The sequence below is a fragment of the Acidocella sp. MX-AZ02 genome (assembly GCF_000306035.1).
GTDB classification, from domain to species: Bacteria; Pseudomonadota; Alphaproteobacteria; order Acetobacterales; family Acetobacteraceae; genus Acidocella; species Acidocella facilis.
On the sequence record NZ_JH976208.1, the window covers coordinates 55598 to 72373 of the forward strand.

At 64.0% G+C, this 16776-nt stretch carries 13 protein-coding genes, 1 pseudogene and 1 riboswitch; of the genes and pseudogenes, 6 read left to right on the top strand and 8 right to left on the bottom strand.

Annotation, left to right across the window (positions count from 1 at the left end):
• Both MXAZACID_RS08505 and MXAZACID_RS08510 read right to left on the bottom strand, forming a co-directional pair.
• Positions 1 to 425: pseudogene (locus tag MXAZACID_RS08505) on the bottom strand (hypothetical protein); the annotation flags it as partial.
• Between the two features lie 198 nt (positions 426 to 623).
• Entirely contained in the window at positions 624 to 1562 is a 939-nt protein-coding gene (locus MXAZACID_RS08510) for a LysR family transcriptional regulator (RefSeq protein WP_008493856.1), read from the bottom strand.
• A 251-nt stretch (positions 1563 to 1813) separates the two neighbouring features.
• On the opposite strand from MXAZACID_RS08510, the gene MXAZACID_RS08515 reads away from it, so the two are divergent.
• From MXAZACID_RS08515 to MXAZACID_RS08535, 5 genes are all read left to right on the top strand, one after another.
• On the top strand, positions 1814 to 2821 hold the full coding sequence (locus tag MXAZACID_RS08515) for a fatty acid desaturase (RefSeq protein ID WP_008493857.1): 1008 nt from the start codon (positions 1814 to 1816) through the stop codon (positions 2819 to 2821).
• Positions 2822 to 2893: 72 nt separating this feature from the next.
• On the top strand, positions 2894 to 4207 hold the full coding sequence (locus MXAZACID_RS08520) for an NtaA/DmoA family FMN-dependent monooxygenase (RefSeq protein ID WP_008493858.1): 1314 nt from the start codon (positions 2894 to 2896) through the stop codon (positions 4205 to 4207).
• Between the two features lie 79 nt (positions 4208 to 4286).
• Entirely contained in the window at positions 4287 to 5282 is a 996-nt protein-coding gene (locus tag MXAZACID_RS08525) for an ABC transporter substrate-binding protein (RefSeq protein ID WP_008493859.1), read from the top strand.
• The gene (locus MXAZACID_RS08530) at positions 5282 to 6298 is read left to right on the top strand and encodes an ABC transporter permease (protein ID WP_008493860.1); all 1017 of its coding nucleotides are present in this window, start codon (positions 5282 to 5284) and stop codon (positions 6296 to 6298) included. The genes MXAZACID_RS08525 and MXAZACID_RS08530 overlap by 1 nt, the downstream gene beginning before the upstream one ends.
• Positions 6295 to 7185: an ABC transporter ATP-binding protein gene (locus tag MXAZACID_RS08535; protein ID WP_008493861.1), complete on the top strand. Its 891-nt coding sequence runs from the start codon at positions 6295 to 6297 to the stop codon at positions 7183 to 7185. The genes MXAZACID_RS08530 and MXAZACID_RS08535 overlap by 4 nt, the downstream gene beginning before the upstream one ends.
• Before the next feature lie 30 nt (positions 7186 to 7215).
• Here MXAZACID_RS08535 and atzF read toward each other — a convergent pair whose 3' ends face one another.
• Genes atzF through MXAZACID_RS08555 form a run of 4 tightly spaced genes read right to left on the bottom strand, consistent with a single transcriptional unit; the run spans position 7216 to position 13870 of the window.
• Positions 7216 to 8994: an allophanate hydrolase gene (gene atzF, locus MXAZACID_RS08540; protein WP_008493862.1), complete on the bottom strand. Its 1779-nt coding sequence runs from the start codon at positions 8992 to 8994 to the stop codon at positions 7216 to 7218.
• A gap of 2 nt (positions 8995 to 8996) precedes the next feature.
• Entirely contained in the window at positions 8997 to 12473 is a 3477-nt protein-coding gene (locus tag MXAZACID_RS08545) for a 5-oxoprolinase/urea amidolyase family protein (RefSeq protein WP_008493863.1), read from the bottom strand.
• A gap of 3 nt (positions 12474 to 12476) precedes the next feature.
• A complete protein-coding gene (locus tag MXAZACID_RS08550; RefSeq protein WP_008493864.1) occupies positions 12477 to 13091 on the bottom strand; it encodes an urea amidolyase associated protein UAAP2 in 615 nt (204 codons plus the stop codon).
• Positions 13088 to 13870: an urea amidolyase associated protein UAAP1 gene (locus MXAZACID_RS08555; protein WP_008493865.1), complete on the bottom strand. Its 783-nt coding sequence runs from the start codon at positions 13868 to 13870 to the stop codon at positions 13088 to 13090. The genes MXAZACID_RS08550 and MXAZACID_RS08555 overlap by 4 nt, the downstream gene beginning before the upstream one ends.
• A gap of 116 nt (positions 13871 to 13986) precedes the next feature.
• A riboswitch (guanidine-I (ykkC/yxkD leader) is annotated at positions 13987 to 14096 on the bottom strand.
• A gap of 180 nt (positions 14097 to 14276) precedes the next feature.
• Between MXAZACID_RS08555 and MXAZACID_RS08560 the strand changes: the two genes are divergently transcribed.
• Positions 14277 to 14900, top strand: a complete 624-nt coding sequence (locus MXAZACID_RS08560) for an FMN-binding negative transcriptional regulator (protein WP_008493866.1) — start codon at positions 14277 to 14279, stop codon at positions 14898 to 14900.
• Positions 14901 to 14906: 6 nt separating this feature from the next.
• Here the strand turns inward: MXAZACID_RS08560 and kdgD are convergent, their stop codons facing one another.
• Positions 14907 to 15818 (bottom strand): 5-dehydro-4-deoxyglucarate dehydratase, encoded by a 912-nt coding sequence (gene kdgD / locus MXAZACID_RS08565; protein ID WP_008493867.1) that lies wholly within the window; start codon positions 15816 to 15818, stop codon positions 14907 to 14909.
• A gap of 66 nt (positions 15819 to 15884) precedes the next feature.
• On the bottom strand, positions 15885 to 16613 hold the full coding sequence (locus tag MXAZACID_RS08570) for a FadR/GntR family transcriptional regulator (RefSeq protein ID WP_039885232.1): 729 nt from the start codon (positions 16611 to 16613) through the stop codon (positions 15885 to 15887).
• Between the last annotated feature and the right edge of the window lie 163 nt (positions 16614 to 16776).

Below are 16776 nucleotides of genomic sequence, written 5' to 3' on the forward strand. Positions count from 1 at the left end.
CCCGGCGCGCGGCCGCGCGCCAGCATGAATATTGGCCCGGTGCGCACCAGAATCGCCGCCTGCCCGGTTTGCGCCGCGCGCAGCCGCAGCGCCGCGCAAGGGTGGTTCGGCTGCGCTGCTTCGTGCCAATGTTCCAGATAGGGGCTGTGCAGCCCGGTCTCGACCAGGGTTTTGCCCTCCCAGGAGAGGGTGCCTTCATCCGGCGTCGGCCCTGGCGGCTGGTAGTCGATCTCGCGCTGCCAGGTGGCGCGGTTTTGGGCCACGTGGAAGCTGCCGGCGAAGCCCTGCTGGCCGGCCAGCCAGGTTTCGGCCGCGATGGAGAGCTGCGCGAAGCCTGGCACCAGGCAGAAGCCAGGGCGCGCGGCGGGCTGGCGCAGATCCACGAATAGTTCGGGCCCCTGCAGCCAGGAGACCGCGCTGCTCACATCGCGCTGCCCATCCGCTCCGACCAGGAGGGAGCGTGTCCATAGACCGTGCCAGTGCGGGCGCGTACGGGGCGTGGCCGAAACGGATGGGTCGCAAGCTGCCATGCCGGAAGCTTAGGCAAGCCGCGCGCGCGGCAAAAAGGACGATTTCGGGAAGCGTACTTGACTGAAACGGCAACAGAGTGGGCCGATACAGGCCTAGCCACCCATCGCCAGCTCATATTCGCGGCCCAGCTCGGCCAGGAAATTGCGCGAGGCCGGGGAGACATGGCCGCGCGCCCGGGTGGCCAGCTCGAATTCCACCAGATAGCCGAACCGCGCCGGCAGCACCGCGCGCAGCGGCAAGCCGAAGCGGGTGGCGCGCACATAATGGTCCGGCAGATAGCCGATATAGCGGCCGGTGAGCACCAGCAGCGCCACCCCCTCGACATCATTGGCGGTGGCGCTGCGCACCAGGCCGCTGGCGAGCTGCCGGGCCTCGTCCTGCTCGGCATAGCTGCGCCCGACCACTTCACAGCCCATCAGCATGTCCGTCGGCACCTCGTCCGGGCAATAGCGGTAGAGCGGATGCGGCTCGGCGCAATAGAGATTATTCTGCTCGGCATAGAGAAACCGGTAGGTCAGCCCCGGCAGGCGCTGGCGCACGGACACGATGGCGGCGTGCAGCCGCTCCTCCAGCAGCGCCTTTTCCAGCAGGTTCGGCGGATCGACGCTGATATTGATCTGCACCCGTGGCGCCCGCCTTTTGGCGGTGGCCAGAACCTGCGGCAGGCGGAAATGCGGGTCGGTGATCAGCGTATCGATGATGCCGAGATTAAGCTCGCCGCCGATTTCGGTGTGGATATTGCTCATCCGCTCGCGAAACCCATCCAGCGCGCCGAGCAGCTGGCGGACCTCCACCAGCACCGAACGCCCCTGATCGGTCAGCGCGAACCCGCCGCGCCCGCGCCGGCACAGCGTCACCCCCAGACGGGTTTCCAGCGCTTTCAACTGCTTGGAGATGGTCGATAGCCCGACCTGCAGTTCCGCCTCCGCCGCGGTGAAGCCCCCCGCCTCGGCGACCGTGGCGAACAGCCGCAGCAGGCGAAGATCGACATCACCAAGATTGCCGCTGAAGGGGGCGGAGGGGCGGGACATTCTTTCCTGATACGGAAAGTAAATGGGCATATCAAGCTATGTACGAGCCGGATTTGAGTAGATACGAATATAAAATAGTCATTTTGTGGAATGGCCGCGCGGATATCTCGGCCTTCATCGAACAAAAAGAACAAAAAAAGTGCAAATGAGTGTTGTTTAGCCGTTTTGGTCATTCCTCGTCAGGAGATCAGCATGAATGATGCCCGCCCCTCGGCCCGCGATGAAGCCACGCCCCCGTGCGGTGCGTCGGCATGAGCCAGACCCGTTTGTTCCGCTACCCTGGTGGCGCGCTCTATAATGGCGCCGGCATTTTTTATGCGTTCGCCGCTTATGCCGGCGGGCTGGTGCTGATCACCCGCGCCAGCCTGGCACTCAATCTGCTGGGCACGCTGCTGCTGGCGCATGGCCTCGTGATCTGCGCCTATTTCATCCATGAATGCGCGCATGGGGCGGTGTTCAGCAAAATGCGCCGCAACGACCAGGCGGGCGAAGTGATGGCCTGGATCACCGGCGCCTGCTTTGCCTCCTATGCCGGGCTGAAGGAAAAACATCTGCGCCACCATGCCGACCGGATGGATGTGGCGGCCTTCGATTACCGGGATATTCTCAAGCGCGCGCCAGGCTGGGTGCGGGGCGCCGTGCTGGGGCTGGAATGGGCCTATATTCCGGCGGTTGAGTTGCTGATGCATGGCATGGTCATCATCACCCAATATCGCGGCACGCACGCCATGCGCCGGCGCGCCGGCCTGCTGCTGCTCTCGCGGCTGCTGTTGTTTGGCGCGTTGGCCTGGGTCTCGCCCTGGTCATTGGGCTTCTATGCCGTTGCCTATCTGCTGATGCTGCAGGTGCTGCGCTTCATGGATGCCTACCAGCACACATTCGATGTCTATGTGCCGCATTCCAACTCCTCCCCGATGATCGTCAAAAATCGTGACCGGGCCTATGAGCATGAGAATACCTACAGCAATATCCTGTCGCTCTCGCATCCGCTGCTGAATCTGCTGACGCTGAATTTCGCCTACCATAACGCGCATCACGCCCGCCCCGCCGTACCCTGGCACGCGCTGCCGGCACTGCATGAAACGCTGTACGGCGCGGATACAACCCAGGTGCTGACGGCGCGCCAGCTTTTCGGCAGCTATCACCGCAACCGGGTCAAACGCGTAATGTCCCCCGATTATGGGGAGGTGCACGCGAACGGTGACCGCGCGCAGGATTTTCTGGGCGCGGTCGGGGTGTCGTTTCTCACCGCCATCTGAAGCGCGGCGCTCAGCTTTTCACTGCAAGCCGCGCGATCCGGTTATTCTTGACGCGCGCGACGAAGGAGCCTCATGAGTACGAAAAAATTTCATCTCGGCTGGTTCATGAATTTTACCCCGGATGAATGGCGAGAGCCTTTTGGCCAAGGCGGCATGCCCTGGGATGGGCAATTCTATATCGAGATGGCGCAGACGCTGGAGCGTGCCTGCTTCGATTATATCATGATCGAAGACAAGCTGATGGTCTCGGAGACCTATGGCGGCTCGCGGGAAAAAGGCCTGCGCGGCGGGGTGATGGCGCCCAAGCACGACCCCGCGCCGCTGGCGGTGGCGATGGGCATGGCCACGCGGCATCTCGGCGTGATCGCCACCATGTCCACCCTGGCCTACCCGCCCTTCCTGATGGCGCGGCTGGCCTCCACCATCGACAGCCTGACCCGCGGGCGCTTCGGTTGGAATGTGGTGACCAGCGCGGAAGATCTCGCCGCGCAGAATTTCGGCCTGGATAAATTGCCGCCGCGTGAGCTGCGCTATGAGATGGCCGAGGAATATATGGAGGTGATGGGCAAGCTCTTCGGCAGCTGGGAGGAGGGTGCCGTGCTGCGCGACCGCGCGCGTGGCATCTATGCCGATCATGACAAGGTGCATCCGATCAACCATGAAGGTAAATTCTTCAAGGTTCGCGGCCCGCTGAATACGGTGCGCTCTCCGCAGGGTCGCCCGGTTTATCTGCAGGCCGGGGCCTCGCCACGGGGGCGGGATTTCGCCGCCAAGCACGCGGACTCGATCGTCTCCGTCGCCAACGGGGTTGAATCGATGAAGGCGTTTCGCGACGATATTCGCAGCCGCGCGGCGGCGATGGGGCGTGACCCGGACAGCATCAAGGTGATGTTCTGCGTCACGCCGGCGCTGGGCGATACCGAGCAGGATGCGCGCGAGCGGCTGCGGCGCCAGCACAGCGCGCCGCATTTCATCGACGACATGCTGGCCTCGATCTCGGCGATCACCGATATCGATTTCGCGCAATTCCCGCTGGATGAACCGTTGCCGGGCAAGCTGACGACCAATGGCGAGCAGGGCTCGCTCGATAAATTCCAGCAATGGGGATCGGGCAAGACATTGCGCGAACTGGTTGTGGATGGCGCCGGCGGCATGGTCTCGTCGGTTGAGCTGATCGGCACGCCGCAATCCGTCGCGCTGCGGATGCGCGAGGTGATGGAAGAGGTCGGCGGCGACGGGTTTTTGATCACCACGCCGGTGCTGCGCGTCGGGCGGCGCTATCTCGTGGAAGTGGCGGACGGGCTGGTGCCGGAGCTGCAGAGGCTGGGCTGCGTGCGCACCGCCTACAAGCACCAGCTGCTCCGCGATAATCTTTTGGAATTCTAAACAGTCTGGCATCGTTCTTGCACTGTCTTTGTTTTTGTAACGTCTTTTGCAGAGTCTGATCTCCATCTGAGGGGTATCCATGAAACGGGCGACCAAATTTGCATCCTTTCTCTCCGCCGCGGCGCTCTCGCTGCTGGCCAGCTTGCCGGCAAAGGCCGAAACGCCGCTGCGCATCGGCTTCAGTGACTGGCCGGGCTTCACCGGCTGGCAGATCGCCGTCGATAAAGGCTGGTTCAAGCAAGCCGGCGTTGATGTGCAGATGCAATGGTTTGATTATTCCGCGTCACTGGATGCCTTTTCCGCAGGCAAGTTGGATGGCGATTTTCTCGCAACCGGCGATGCGCTGGCGCTCGGCGCAAACGGCACCAAAAATCAGCTCATCATGCTGACCGATTATTCCAGCGGCAATGACCAGATTCTGGCAAAGCCCGGCATCACCAGCGTCAAGCAATTGCAGGGACAGAAGGTTGGCGTCGAGGTTGGGCTGCTGGAACAGATGCTGCTGGAGCACGCCTTGCAGGCCAATGGCATGTCGCTGGATTCGGTGCAGCTGGTGAATACGGTGACCAACAGCACGCCGCAGGTTCTGGCCTCCGGCGCGGTGGCGGCGATCGGCTTGTGGCAGCCGATCGCGGATCAGGCGCGCCTGGCCGTGCCGGGGTCGAGGGCGATCTATACCTCCGCGCAGGCGCCTGGGCTGATCTATGACGGTCTGGCGGTATCGCCGCAAAGCCTGGCGGCACGGCCGCAGGATTGGGCGAAGGTAATCAAGGTCTGGTATCGCATTCTGGCCTATATCAACGATCCGAAGACGCATGCCGATGCGCTCAAGATCATGGCCGCGCGCGATGGCGTGTCGCCGCAGATCTATCAGCGCTACGTCAAGGGCACGCATCTTCTCAGCTTGGCCGAGGCAAAGGCCGCCTTCGTGCCCGGCACCGGCCTGAACTCCGTGTACGGCTCCGACGAAAATTCCGATGCCTTCAATGTACGCAATAAGGTTTATAAAACCCCGCAGGATGTGAAGCTGTACATCAATGGGTCGTTGATCGACGCCTACAAGGAGGGGAATTGATGCTGGATCGCTCGGAGATCGCGGCCGTGAAGCCGGCCGCCTCCGAGACGGGTGATCTGGTGCGCGGGCAATGGTTCCGCGTCCGCGCGCCTTTGACGCGACGCTTGCGCATTTTTCTGGCAATTGCCTCGTTTCTGTTGCCGCTCGCGGTCTGGTCAGCGGTCAGCTACGTGCCGTTCATCTGGCATCCGGACGTGTTGATTTCGGATCCTGGCGATGTCGATTACTACATGCCGGGCATGCGGGTGACCAAGGCCGATTATGCCGGGCAACTCGCGGCGGCGAAGACCAACCATACCGCGCCACCGGTAGGTACGCCGTGCAATCCGGTCTATCTGCCCGCGCCCGGTGACGTTGCGGCGGCGTTCTACACCTCCTTCACCACGCCGCCGGCCGATCAGAACGGGCTCTGGCTGCATCAAAGCCTTTGGCAAAGCATCCAGACGATTTTCTGGGGCTTTGTGATTTCTTCCATCATCGGTGTGCCGCTGGGTATTTTATGTGGGGCGCATAGCGGGTTGGCGCGGCTGGTTGAGCCGTTTGTCGAGTTCTTCCGCTACCTCCCGGCACCGGCCTTCGGCACGTTGGCCGTTGCGGTGCTGGGCATCTATGCCGGGCCGAAGATCGCGATCATCGTCATTGGCACATTATTTCAGCAGATTCTGATCATCGCCAACACGACGCGCAAGGCCGATTTCGCCTTGGTGGAAGCCGCTTTGACGCTGGGGACGCGTAATTTGCGGCTGCTGACCAGCGTGATCATCCCCAGCGTGCTGCCGGATCTGTATCGTGACCAGCGGATTCTTCTGGGCTGGGCGTGGACTTATCTGATCGTCGCGGAGCTGATCGGCGCCACGTCCGGGATTTCTCTCTTCATCACCCAGCAATCGCGCTACCAGCATTATGCGAATGTCTATGCGGCGATTGCGATGATCGGCATTCTGGGGCTTGGCGGCGATCTGTTGCTGGCCGCGCTCGGCCGAAAACTCTTTCCATGGGACAAGTCAGCCGCATGAGCGTTTCCTATCTCGATCAACCGCCAGAGGTGCAGGCGCGGCTTGCACGGCTGAAGGCCCGCGACGTGATATTGAGCGTCGATGGCATGAGCAAGCGCTTCAACAGCGGGAAAAACAACGTCACCGCGATCGAGGATTTATCTTTCCAGACGCATCGGCGGGAATTCCTCTGCGTCATCGGCCCTTCCGGTTGCGGTAAATCGACGTTGGCGCGGATTCTGGCGGGGCTGGATACGGCGAGTGAAGGCTGGGTCTCGCTCGATGGCAAGCCGGTACAGGGGCCAGGCCGCGAGCGGGGCATGGTGTTCCAGGGCTATACCTTGTTCCCCTGGCTCAGCGTGCGACGGAATGTGATGTTCGGGTTGCGCATGGCCGGTGTCGGCAAGGTTGAGGCGCAACGCCAGGCCGATGAATGGCTGGCGCTCGTCGGGCTGGAAAAATTCGCCGATGCCTACCCGCATCAACTCTCCGGCGGCATGAAACAGCGTGTGGCGATCATCCGCGCCTTGGTCAATCGTCCGCGTGTGCTGTTAATGGACGAACCCTTCTCGGCGCTGGACGCGCAGACCCGCCAGCGCATGCAGGCCTATTTGCTGGAGATATGGAAAAAGGTCGATATAACAATTATCTTCATCACCCATGATCTCGATGAGGCGGTGTTTTTGGCGGACCGGATTCTCGTTCTCGATGCGCATCCGGGGCGCTTGCGGGAAATGATCGAGGTGCCGCTGCCACGCCCCCGCGATGCCGCGCAGATCGCAAGCCCCGCCTTCGCCGCCACCAAGGCGCGGCTGGAAGCGTTGATTCACGGCAAGGAGGCGGCGGATGAGGATGAGCCCTACCCGGCCGTGCCGCTGCTGACGGATGTCAGCGACGAGGTGGAATAAAAAAGGCCGGTGCGAACCGGCCTTTTTTATTCAGGACAAGGAAGAGCGGTAGGCGCGCCAGCCGCCATGCACGGTAATATCCTCGGCACCTTCCAACGCGTAGGCTTCACAGAGAAAGCCAGGATGCGTCGAGCCATCTTCCAAGGTGACCCGCCCGATGCCCATGGGGGCGGGGAGGGCGGCAAGGAATTCACCGAGCGCGCGCGCGTTCATCCGCCAGAGTTCGACAGCGATTCCAGTGCCTGCGAAGCCGGGGCTGTGCACCAGCCCGGGTTTCGGCGGCGTGGTGGCGAGGGCGAATAATTTATAGTCGGGGGCGGTTCGGGCCGGGCGGATCAGTTGGGCACCGAGCCTGGTCAATTCATGGTTCAACACCATGCCCGAGAGATGCGCGCCGGCGACAACCAGCGTTACCTCATCCGTCATCGCTTCGTAGGTGCCGCAAGGCTGGACACGGCTCAGCCCGGACCCAGCCCCCAGCGCTTTATGGAGTTTGTCCGCGTAGGCGCAGAGGCAGGCTTCCGAGAAGGCCGGGCCGATCAGCGTCACGCCAAACGGCATGCCGTTTGCGGTGAAACCGGCGGGCAGCGCAATTGCGGCTAGGTCCAGTAGGTTTACGAAATTCGTATAGAGGCCAAGGGTTGAGTTATGCTTGACCGGTTCGGCCAGCATCGCCTCCACTGTGAAGCAGGTAGGTGCCGTGGGCAGCAGCAAGGCATCGCATTTTGCCAGCTCGACATTCGTCAGATGTCGCAGGGCCTGAACCTTGTAGATATCGTCGAAGGCGTCGGCAGCGGAAAACTTCATCCCGCCTTCGACGATGCCGCGCACGACCGGAAGCATCTCTGCTGCATGCTCGCGCAGGAAGTCCCGGATGGCGGCGGTCCGCTCTGCCACGAAGGCACCGCCATAGAGCAGGGCGGCGATCGTGCGGAACGGCGCGTAATCGATCTCGGTCAACTCCCAGCCCAGTGCCAACGCCTGCGCCAAAGCGGCGTCGTAGAGCGAAGCGGCCTCATCGTCCCCGGCGAAATCCCTGTCCTTGGCAGCAAGCACGCCAAGGCGCGGGCGTTGCGGCAAGCTGTGGGATGCGGGCGGGCGGGAATAGGCATCCTGCGCGTCATAACCTTGTGCGGCGTCCAATACGGCCATCGCATCCGCGGATGAATTGGCGAAAACCGAGATGCAGTCTAGGCTTTTACATGCCGGCACCACACCGGTCGCGGAGAGGCGGCCGATTGTCGGCTTCAGCCCGATCAGATTATTGAACGCGGCGGGCACCCGGCCGGACCCTGCGGTATCCGTGCCGAGCGAAAACGCTGCCAATCCGGCGCCGACCGCCACCGCAGAGCCCGAGGAGGAGCCGCCGGAGATGTAGGCGTGGTTGAACACTGAGCGCGGCGCGCCGTAGGGTGAGCGGGTGCCGTTCAGGCCGGTCGCGAATTGATCCAGGTTGGTTTTGCCGAGCAGAATCGCCCCCGCTTCGCGCAACCGCGCGATGGTGACGGCATCCTGCGCCGGTGTGTAGGCAAAGGCCGGGCAGCCAGCGGTTGTCGGGATGCCCCTGACGTCGATATTGTCTTTCGCAACGAAGGGAATGCCGTAAAGCGCCTTGCCCTCCGCGCCGCCAGTCTCCAGCGCGGCGGCCTGTGCCAGCAGTTCCTCCTCCGCCACCAGGCTGATGAACACCGCCTTGTCCGGGTACGTGGCGATGCGCGCCAGCAGGGCTTTCACCAGCATGGTCGGGGTCAAAGCCCCGCTGGCGTAGGCGCTCCGCAGGGTGGGAAATTCAAGCAGCTCAGGGATCATCGTCAGGACTCCGTGGTGATGATGCCGAGGCGTTGCCCGGCGCGAATAATTTGGCCTGGCCGTGCGGTCAGGCTGGTCAGGCGGCCGGCCGTGCTGGCTTCAACCCGTACCTCCATTTTCATGGATTCAAGAATCATCACGACATCTCCGCGTTTCACCTGCGCTCCCGGTTCGGCCAGGATTTTCCAGATGCTGCCTGGAACCGGCGCGGCGATGGCGCGCGCGCCTGGCGGCAAGGGCGCTTCCTCCGTCGCCGGGGGCGTCTCCGGCTCCTCAAACGAGTTCAGCCCCTTTGCAGCCCAATCCTCACGCTCCACCGCGAAGGCACGGCGCTGGCGCGTCTGAAACGCGTCGATGCTCTGTGCATTCTGCGCGCAGAATTCCCGGTAGGCGCGCAGCGAAAAGCTGCTTTCCTCGATCTGCAGCGGATATTTGCCGTGCAAGAAGCCAGCGCGGGCCTCTTCCAATTCGTCTTCGGAGACCTCCCGGAAGCGGATGCGATCAAAATGGCGCAGCAGCCAGGGCTTGCCGTCTTCGAAGGGGGCCGGCTGGCGATGGGTATTCCAGACCTGGATGGTGCGGCCGAAAAGCTGGTAGCCGCCCGGCCCTTCCATGCCATAGACGCACATATAGGCGCCGCCGATGCCGACGGCGTTTTGTGGCGTCCAGGGGCGCGCGGGATTATATTTGGTGGTGACCAGGCGATGCCGGGGATCATAGGGTGTTGCCACCGGCGCGCCGAGATAGACATCGCCCAGCCCCAGCACGATGTAGGAAGCGTCGAAAATGATTCGCTTGACCGCCTCGATATCCTCAAGCCCGTTGATGCGGCGGATGAATTCGATATTGTCCGGGCACCAGGGCGCGTTGGGGCGTGTGGTCTCCTGATATTTGCGCATGGCCAGCCGCACCTGGCTGTCATTCCAGGAAAGCGGCAGGCAGAGTGTGCGGGTTTTCATCTCCATCGCTTCAGGATCCGGCAGCTGCGGCAGAATATCCCGCACCGCCGCCATGATTTTTGCCGTATCGGTCTGCTCTGAATCGAAATGGATCTGCAGGGAGCGGATCCCCGGGGTCAGATCGATAACGCCCTTCAGCGCGCTGGCCGCAAGCGCATCACGCAGCGCCTGGGCGCGCAGGCGCAGCTCGAAATCCAGCTTCATCTCGCCGAATTCGATCAGCACATCCTCATCCCCGGCGCGGCGGATAACGACATCCTGGCTGGCGGCGATGATCGCGGGGGCGGAATCCACGCGCGCGAAGCGGACCTTGTCGCCGGGCTTGAGCTGACCCAGCTTCCAGAGATCCGCCTTCGTCACCACCGCCGGGCAGACGAAGCCGCCCAGCGAAGGTCCGTCCGGCCCCAGCAAAATCGGCATGTCGCCGGTAAAGTCGATCGCCCCGACCGCGTAGGCATTGTCGTGAATATTCGAGGGGTGCAGACCGGCTTCGCCGCCATCGCGCCGCGCCCAGGCGGGTTTGGGGCCGATCAGCCGAACCCCGGTGCGCGCGGAATTATGGTGCACCTCGTAGGTGGCGTGGAACAGTGTGGTGATATCGTCATCGGTGAAAAAATCCGGCGCGCCGTGGGGGCCATAACGCACGGCCAGAGTCCAGCTGCGCGCCAATGTCGCCGGCGCGGGGGGCGGTTCGGTTGGCGCGGGCAAAGGCGAGGGAAAATGCAAAATATCCCCGGCGCGCAAGGCGGCGCCGGTGGTGCCGCCGAAACCGCCCAGCGTGAAGGTGGCGGCGCTGCCGAGATAGGACGGTGCCTTGAAGCCACCGGACACCGCGAGGTAGGTGCGTTGGCCCGGACCGTCGATCATCCCCAGCTCCAGCACCTGCCCGGCCTGCACCTCCACGGCGCAATGGTAGGCCACCGGCTGCTCATCCAGAAGCGCTGGCATATTGGCACCGGAGAGCGCGATCCGCGTCGCGCTGAGAAAGCGCAAGCTCGGCCCGGTATGGGTGAGCTCAAGCGTGGCCGCGTCAAACGCATTGCCGAGCAGCGCGTTGGCGTGGGTGTGGTGGAGATCATCCATCGGCCCGCTCGGTGGCACGCCGACCTCCCAATAGCCCAACCGCCCCGGCAGGCTTTGCAAGCTCGATTGCGCGCCGGGGTCCAGCACCTCCACGGCCAGCGGGGTGAAGCTGAAATCCGCCAGGCTGCGCGTCGTCATCTCGCCAGCCGCGAAGGCGGGCAAAGCGAGGATGGCGCGCAGATAATCCAGATTTGTCTCGACGCCGAAAATTTCACTCTGCCGCAACCCGGCTTGCAGCGTGGCGAGCGCGCTGGCGCGGCTCTCCCCCTTGGCGATGAATTTCGCCAGCATCGGGTCGTAGAAAGGGGTGATTTCCGTGCCGGTTTCCACCCAGCTTTCCACGCGCAGGCCGGGCGGCGGCGTGAAGGCGCTCAGCTGGCCGCTGGATGGGGCGAATTGGTTGCCGGGCGCTTCGGCGTATAAGCGAACTTCGATGGCCGCACCTTGCGGTTTCAGTTCCGCCGGGGACGGCAGCACGAAGCCCCCCGCCGCCTGTTCGATCATCCAGCGGACCAGATCGACTCCATAAATTTCCTCCGTCACGCAATGCTCGACCTGCAGGCGTGTATTCACCTCCAGGAAGTAAAATCTCTGCGCCTCGGCATCGTAAACATATTCGACCGTCCCGGCGGATTCATAATGTACCGATGCCGCCAGCGCGATGGCGGCCTCCTCCATGGCGGTGCGGATCGCATCAGGCAGGTTGGGGGCCGGGGTTTCCTCGACCATTTTCTGGTTGCGCCGCTGCAAGGAGCAGTCGCGCGTGCCCAGCGCCACCACGCCGCCTTTGCCGTCGCCGAAAATCTGCACCTCCACATGCCGGGCGCGGGCGACGTATTTTTCCAGGAACAAGGCGGCATTGCCGAAATTATTGGCGGCGAGCCGGGCGATGCTGTCATAGCGCGTGGCCAGCTCCGCCGCGTCCTCGCACAGCACCATGCCGATGCCCCCACCCCCGGCGCTGCTTTTCAGCATCACCGGGTAGGTGATGCGCGCGGCCTCGGCCAGCGCCTCTTCGCGGCTGGTCAGCACGCCGGTGCCGGGCAGCATCGGCACGCCAGCGGCCTTGGCCAAGGCGCGGGCGGTGTGCTTCAGCCCGAAATCACGCAGATGCGCGGGGCGCGGGCCGATGAAGCGGATCCCCGCCGCTTCCAGCCGCTCCGCGAATTCCACCCGCTCGGAGAGGAAGCCATAGCCGGGATGCACGGCCTGCGCGCCGCTGCGCTGGCAGGCCTCGAGGATCGCGTCGATATCGAGATAGCTCTGCGCCGCCGGGGCGGGGCCGATATGCACCGCCTCGTCCGCCGCGCGCACCGGCGGGGCAAACTGGTCCGCATCCGAATAGACAGCGACGCTGGCGATGCCCATCTGCTTCAGCGTGCGACAAACCCGGCCCAGAATTTCGCCGCGATTGGCGATGAGGATTTTGCTGAACATCGTCTAGCCGTTGATCAGGATTTGAATCGGCGTGGGGGTGAAGCCGTTGCATGGATTATTCACCTGCGGGCAGTTGGAGATCACCACCAGCACATCCATGTCCGCGATGAACTCGACATACCCGCCAGGTTTGGAAACCCCGTCATCCACCGTCAGCTCGCCATTCGGGCGGATCGGCACATTCATGAAGAAATTCACGTTGGAGACCAGGTCGCGCTTATCCATGCCGTATTTCGCCAGCTCGGTGAGGAAATTCTCCCGGCATGAATGCATGAAGCGTGTTTCATAGCCGAAGCGCACGATATTGCTCTCACACGAGCAGGCCCCGGCACAGCTATCGTGAAAGCCGCAGCTATCGGCGGTGAGTGTCACCATCGGCCGGCCCTCGTTGGAGCGCAGCACGGCGCCCGTGGTCAGGTCGTAGCGCCCGCCTTGCAGGGCCTGTGCGGCCAGCGTGTCCTGCGCCGAATAGCGCTCGCTGGTATCCTGTGCGTTGTAGAACAGCGCATCCACCGCCTGCTGGCTTTCCAGATCGATGATGCGCATGGTCTGGCCCTGTTTCAGCACCACCGAATAGGGGGCGCGGGCGGGCACGAACTGGTCTGAGATCAGGGTCATTGCGCGAAATACCGATCATTATTGGCAAAGCCGCGGGCGGCCTCGGCGGTGAAATGGCGGCAGAGATCGTCCGGGCCGGGCGCGCCAGCGCGCCAGGCGGTGTAGGCGAGCGGGCCGGTCGCCTGCTGCACCGGGCTGAGCGCATGCGGGGTGTTGGAGAGGACGAGGAGCAGATCCATCTCCGCGCGCAGCTCGAGCATGGCGCCGGCGGGCGGGTTGCCGCGCCAGCGCATCACACCCTGCGCATCCACCCCAACCGGGGAGAACAGTGAGAGCGCCGGGGCGAGATCCCGGCGCGACAGCCCGAATTTGGCGGCGCCGCAACGCAGATTATCCCGCCCGTTGCGCCCTTGCGTCTGCGCCGGGCCGTTGGGGCCGATGATGCTGTCATGCCCCGCCCCGCTATCGGCGGTGATGGCGGCGAGGACGCGCCCCATATCCGAGAACAGCACCCGGCCGGTGGTCAGGTTGGTGGTCCATTGCAGCTTGGTGGTGTCGCCGGCGTTGAAGCGCTCGGAGGGGTCGGCTTCGTTCCAGATGAACAAAGCCGCGCCGGGCGTGCCCGCGATATTGGTCAGGCGCAGCGCCGCCCCCCGGCGCAGCCGCAATGAAGCGTACCAGCCGGGCGGAATCACATCCTGCGCGATCACCGCATCGGGCGGGATCTCCGGGAAGCTGGCTTCTGTTTGCGGGGCGGCGGCGCGGGCACGGGCGGCTTCCTGCAGGGCTTCGTAGCGGGCGCGGTATTCGGCCGGGCTGAGCTTGTCGAGGTCAAGCATCGGCGCGGCATCCGGTCAGGAACAGGGTCGTCATATGAACTCCCATCGTTGAACAGTCACGTCTCAGCGATGCGAGGGATACGTGGAGAGCCGACGCGTATCCCCACGCATCCATGCTCTCCCGGGCTTTTGTCCCGCCGTGCATCATGCGGATGTCTCCCGCATGACCGCCGCTCTCGGACCAGCGCCGGGCATTTGCCCGGCCGGAACCCTAGCGGCCTTCGAAAAAGGTAAAGCAAAGATTGTGCCGAAATCAAGCGGGCGCGGTTTCAGGGCCGGCGCTGGCAGCGGCGGGGGCGTGCCGGGCAGAGCGCGGCGCATTTCTGGGCACCCTGGCGCAAATGCCGCCATTTCGTCTCCCGGCATTTTGCGGCATGATCGTCTCCCACCCTGGAGCCGTCCCGCCATGTATGTGCCGCCCGCCTTCCGCGAAACCGAGCTTGCCGCCCTGCATGAGACCATGCGCGCCGCCCGCGTGGCGAATCTGGTGACAATGACGCCGGACGGGCTGTTCGCCACCCCCTTGCCGCTGCTGCTGGCGGCGGAGGAAGGCGAACACGGCACGCTCTATGGCCATGTCGCACGCGCCAACCCGCAATGGCACCTGAAGGTGACCGGCGAGGCGTTGGCGATTTTCATGGGGCCGGAGGCCTATATCTCGCCCTCCTGGTATCCCTCCAAGCAGGAGCATCACAAGGTGGTGCCGACCTGGAACTATATCACGGTGCAGGCGCACGGGCCGGTGGAGTTTTTCGACGACCCGCAGCGCCTGCTGGATGTCGTCACCCGGCTGACTGCCCGGCATGAGGCGCCGCGCGCCCAGCCCTGGGCGGTGAGCGACGCGCCGGAGGCGTTCATCCGCGCCCAGCTCAAAGGGATCGTCGGGCTGCGGCTGCCGATCACGAAGCTGACCGGCAAGCGCAAGATGAGCCAGAACCGCAGCGCGGCCGACCGCAACGGCGTGGCGGCGGCGCTGCGCGACAGCCCGGACGCGGCGGACCGCGCCGCGGCGCCCTTCATCCCGGCATGAAGGGGCTCAGCCCCGCCGGCGATACGGGGCGATCAGCGCGTCCAGCATCGCCTCCTCCTCGGCGGTGAGGTCGCAGAGCGGGCTGCGCACCTTGCCGGCGGCGAAGCCCTGCAGCCGCACCCCAGCCTTGATGGCGGAGACGGCATAGCCCTTCTGCCGGTCGCGGATGGCCATGAAGGGATAGAAGAATTCCAACAGGATTTTTTCGCAGGCCGCGCGCTCGCCCTGGCGCAGCGCCTTGTAGAACTTCATCGCCAGCGCGGGGACGAAATTGAACACCGCCGAGGAATAGGTGGTGAAGCCGGCGCCGAGATAGGCTTCCGCGAATAATTCCGCTGTCGGCATGCCGCCGAGATAGGTCAGCCGGTCGCCCAGCTTCGCCGTCACCTCGCGGACCAGCCCGATATCGCCGGTGCCGTCCTTGAACCCGACCAGATTGGGGCAGGCCTCGCAGAGCCGCGCCAGCGTATCCGGCCGCAGCACCGCATTGTCGCGGTTATAGACCATGACGCCGATGCCGACGGACTGGCAGACCCGGCGCACATGCTCGTAAAGCCCGGCCTGCGGCGCGTCGATGAGGTAATGCGGCAGCAGCAGGATGCCATCCGCCCCGGCCTTTTCGGCGCCACGGGCGATTTCGATGGCGATTTCGGTGCCGTAGCCGCAGCCGGAGACGATGGCGGTCTGCCCGGCGGCTTCCTTGGCGGCGGCGACGATGGCGGGGATTTCCCCTGGTGTCAGGGAGAAGAATTCCCCGGTGCCGCCAGCGGCGAAGAGCACCGGCGCGTCATAGCCGGCGAGCCATTCGATATGGGATTGGTAGCTGTCCGGCAGGAAGGCGCCTTGCGCGTCGAAATGCGTGACCGGAAAGGAGAGCAGGCCGGAACCCAGCCTGGTTTTGATGTCTTGCGGTTCCATGGACGACCTTATGATGTAAGAAGGCCGATCCATAGCTTAGTCATCATACAAATGTAAATAGTAATACTACAACATGCCGTGCAGCGCCGCCTTGTAGCGCTGCTGGCTGCCGCGCAGATGCGCGCGCATGGCGGCGCGGGCGGCCTCCTCGTCGCCTAGGGAAATCGCCTCGACGATCTTGCCATGCTCGGCATGAATCTGCGTCGCGGTGAGGGTGGCGGCATCCGGCTGGGTTTTGTCCAAGGCCCGGCGCGGGATCATCGCTTCGCCGATCAGGCCCAGAAATTCCACGAAGCGGTGATTATTGGTGGCCTGGGCGATGGCCAGATGCAGCTCGAAATCCGCCCCTGCCGTCGCCTCCCCGGCGGCGGCCAGGCTGGCGATGCGCGCATGCGCGGCGAGGATCAGCTCCTCCTGCTGCGGGGCGCGGCGCAAAGCGGCCAGGCCGGCGGCCTCGATCTCCACCGCGCTGCGCAGCTCCAGCATCTCGATGACCGAGGAGAGCCGTTCAAAATCAACGCCCTGAAAGCCATGTGCTGGCCGGGCGGGCGGGGGGAGAACAAACACGCCAGCCCCCTGGCGGGCCTCCACCAGCCCGTCCGTGCGCAAGCTCGCCAGGGCTTCGCGGATCACTGTGCGGCTGACCCCATGGGCGCTGACCAGCTGGCTTTCGGTGGGCAGCTTGTCGCCCGGGGCGAAGCCGCCTTGCTGGATGGCGGCACGTAATTTGGCAGCGATCTGTACGACGAGCGTTTCCCCGGTGCGGCGTTCGGGTTGGTTGGGGCGCGGGCTCATCTGGTCCACCTTGGGCTGCATTCAGGCGCGGATGGGCGGCGCCCATCCGGGGATGATCGCATGTCCGTTGCCGGGGCTCAAGCCGGAGAGGCTGGGTTATGTTATGAAAATTTAAAATTCATAATATGAATATGCCGTGCCCTACCAGCCGCCGGCGCGTAGC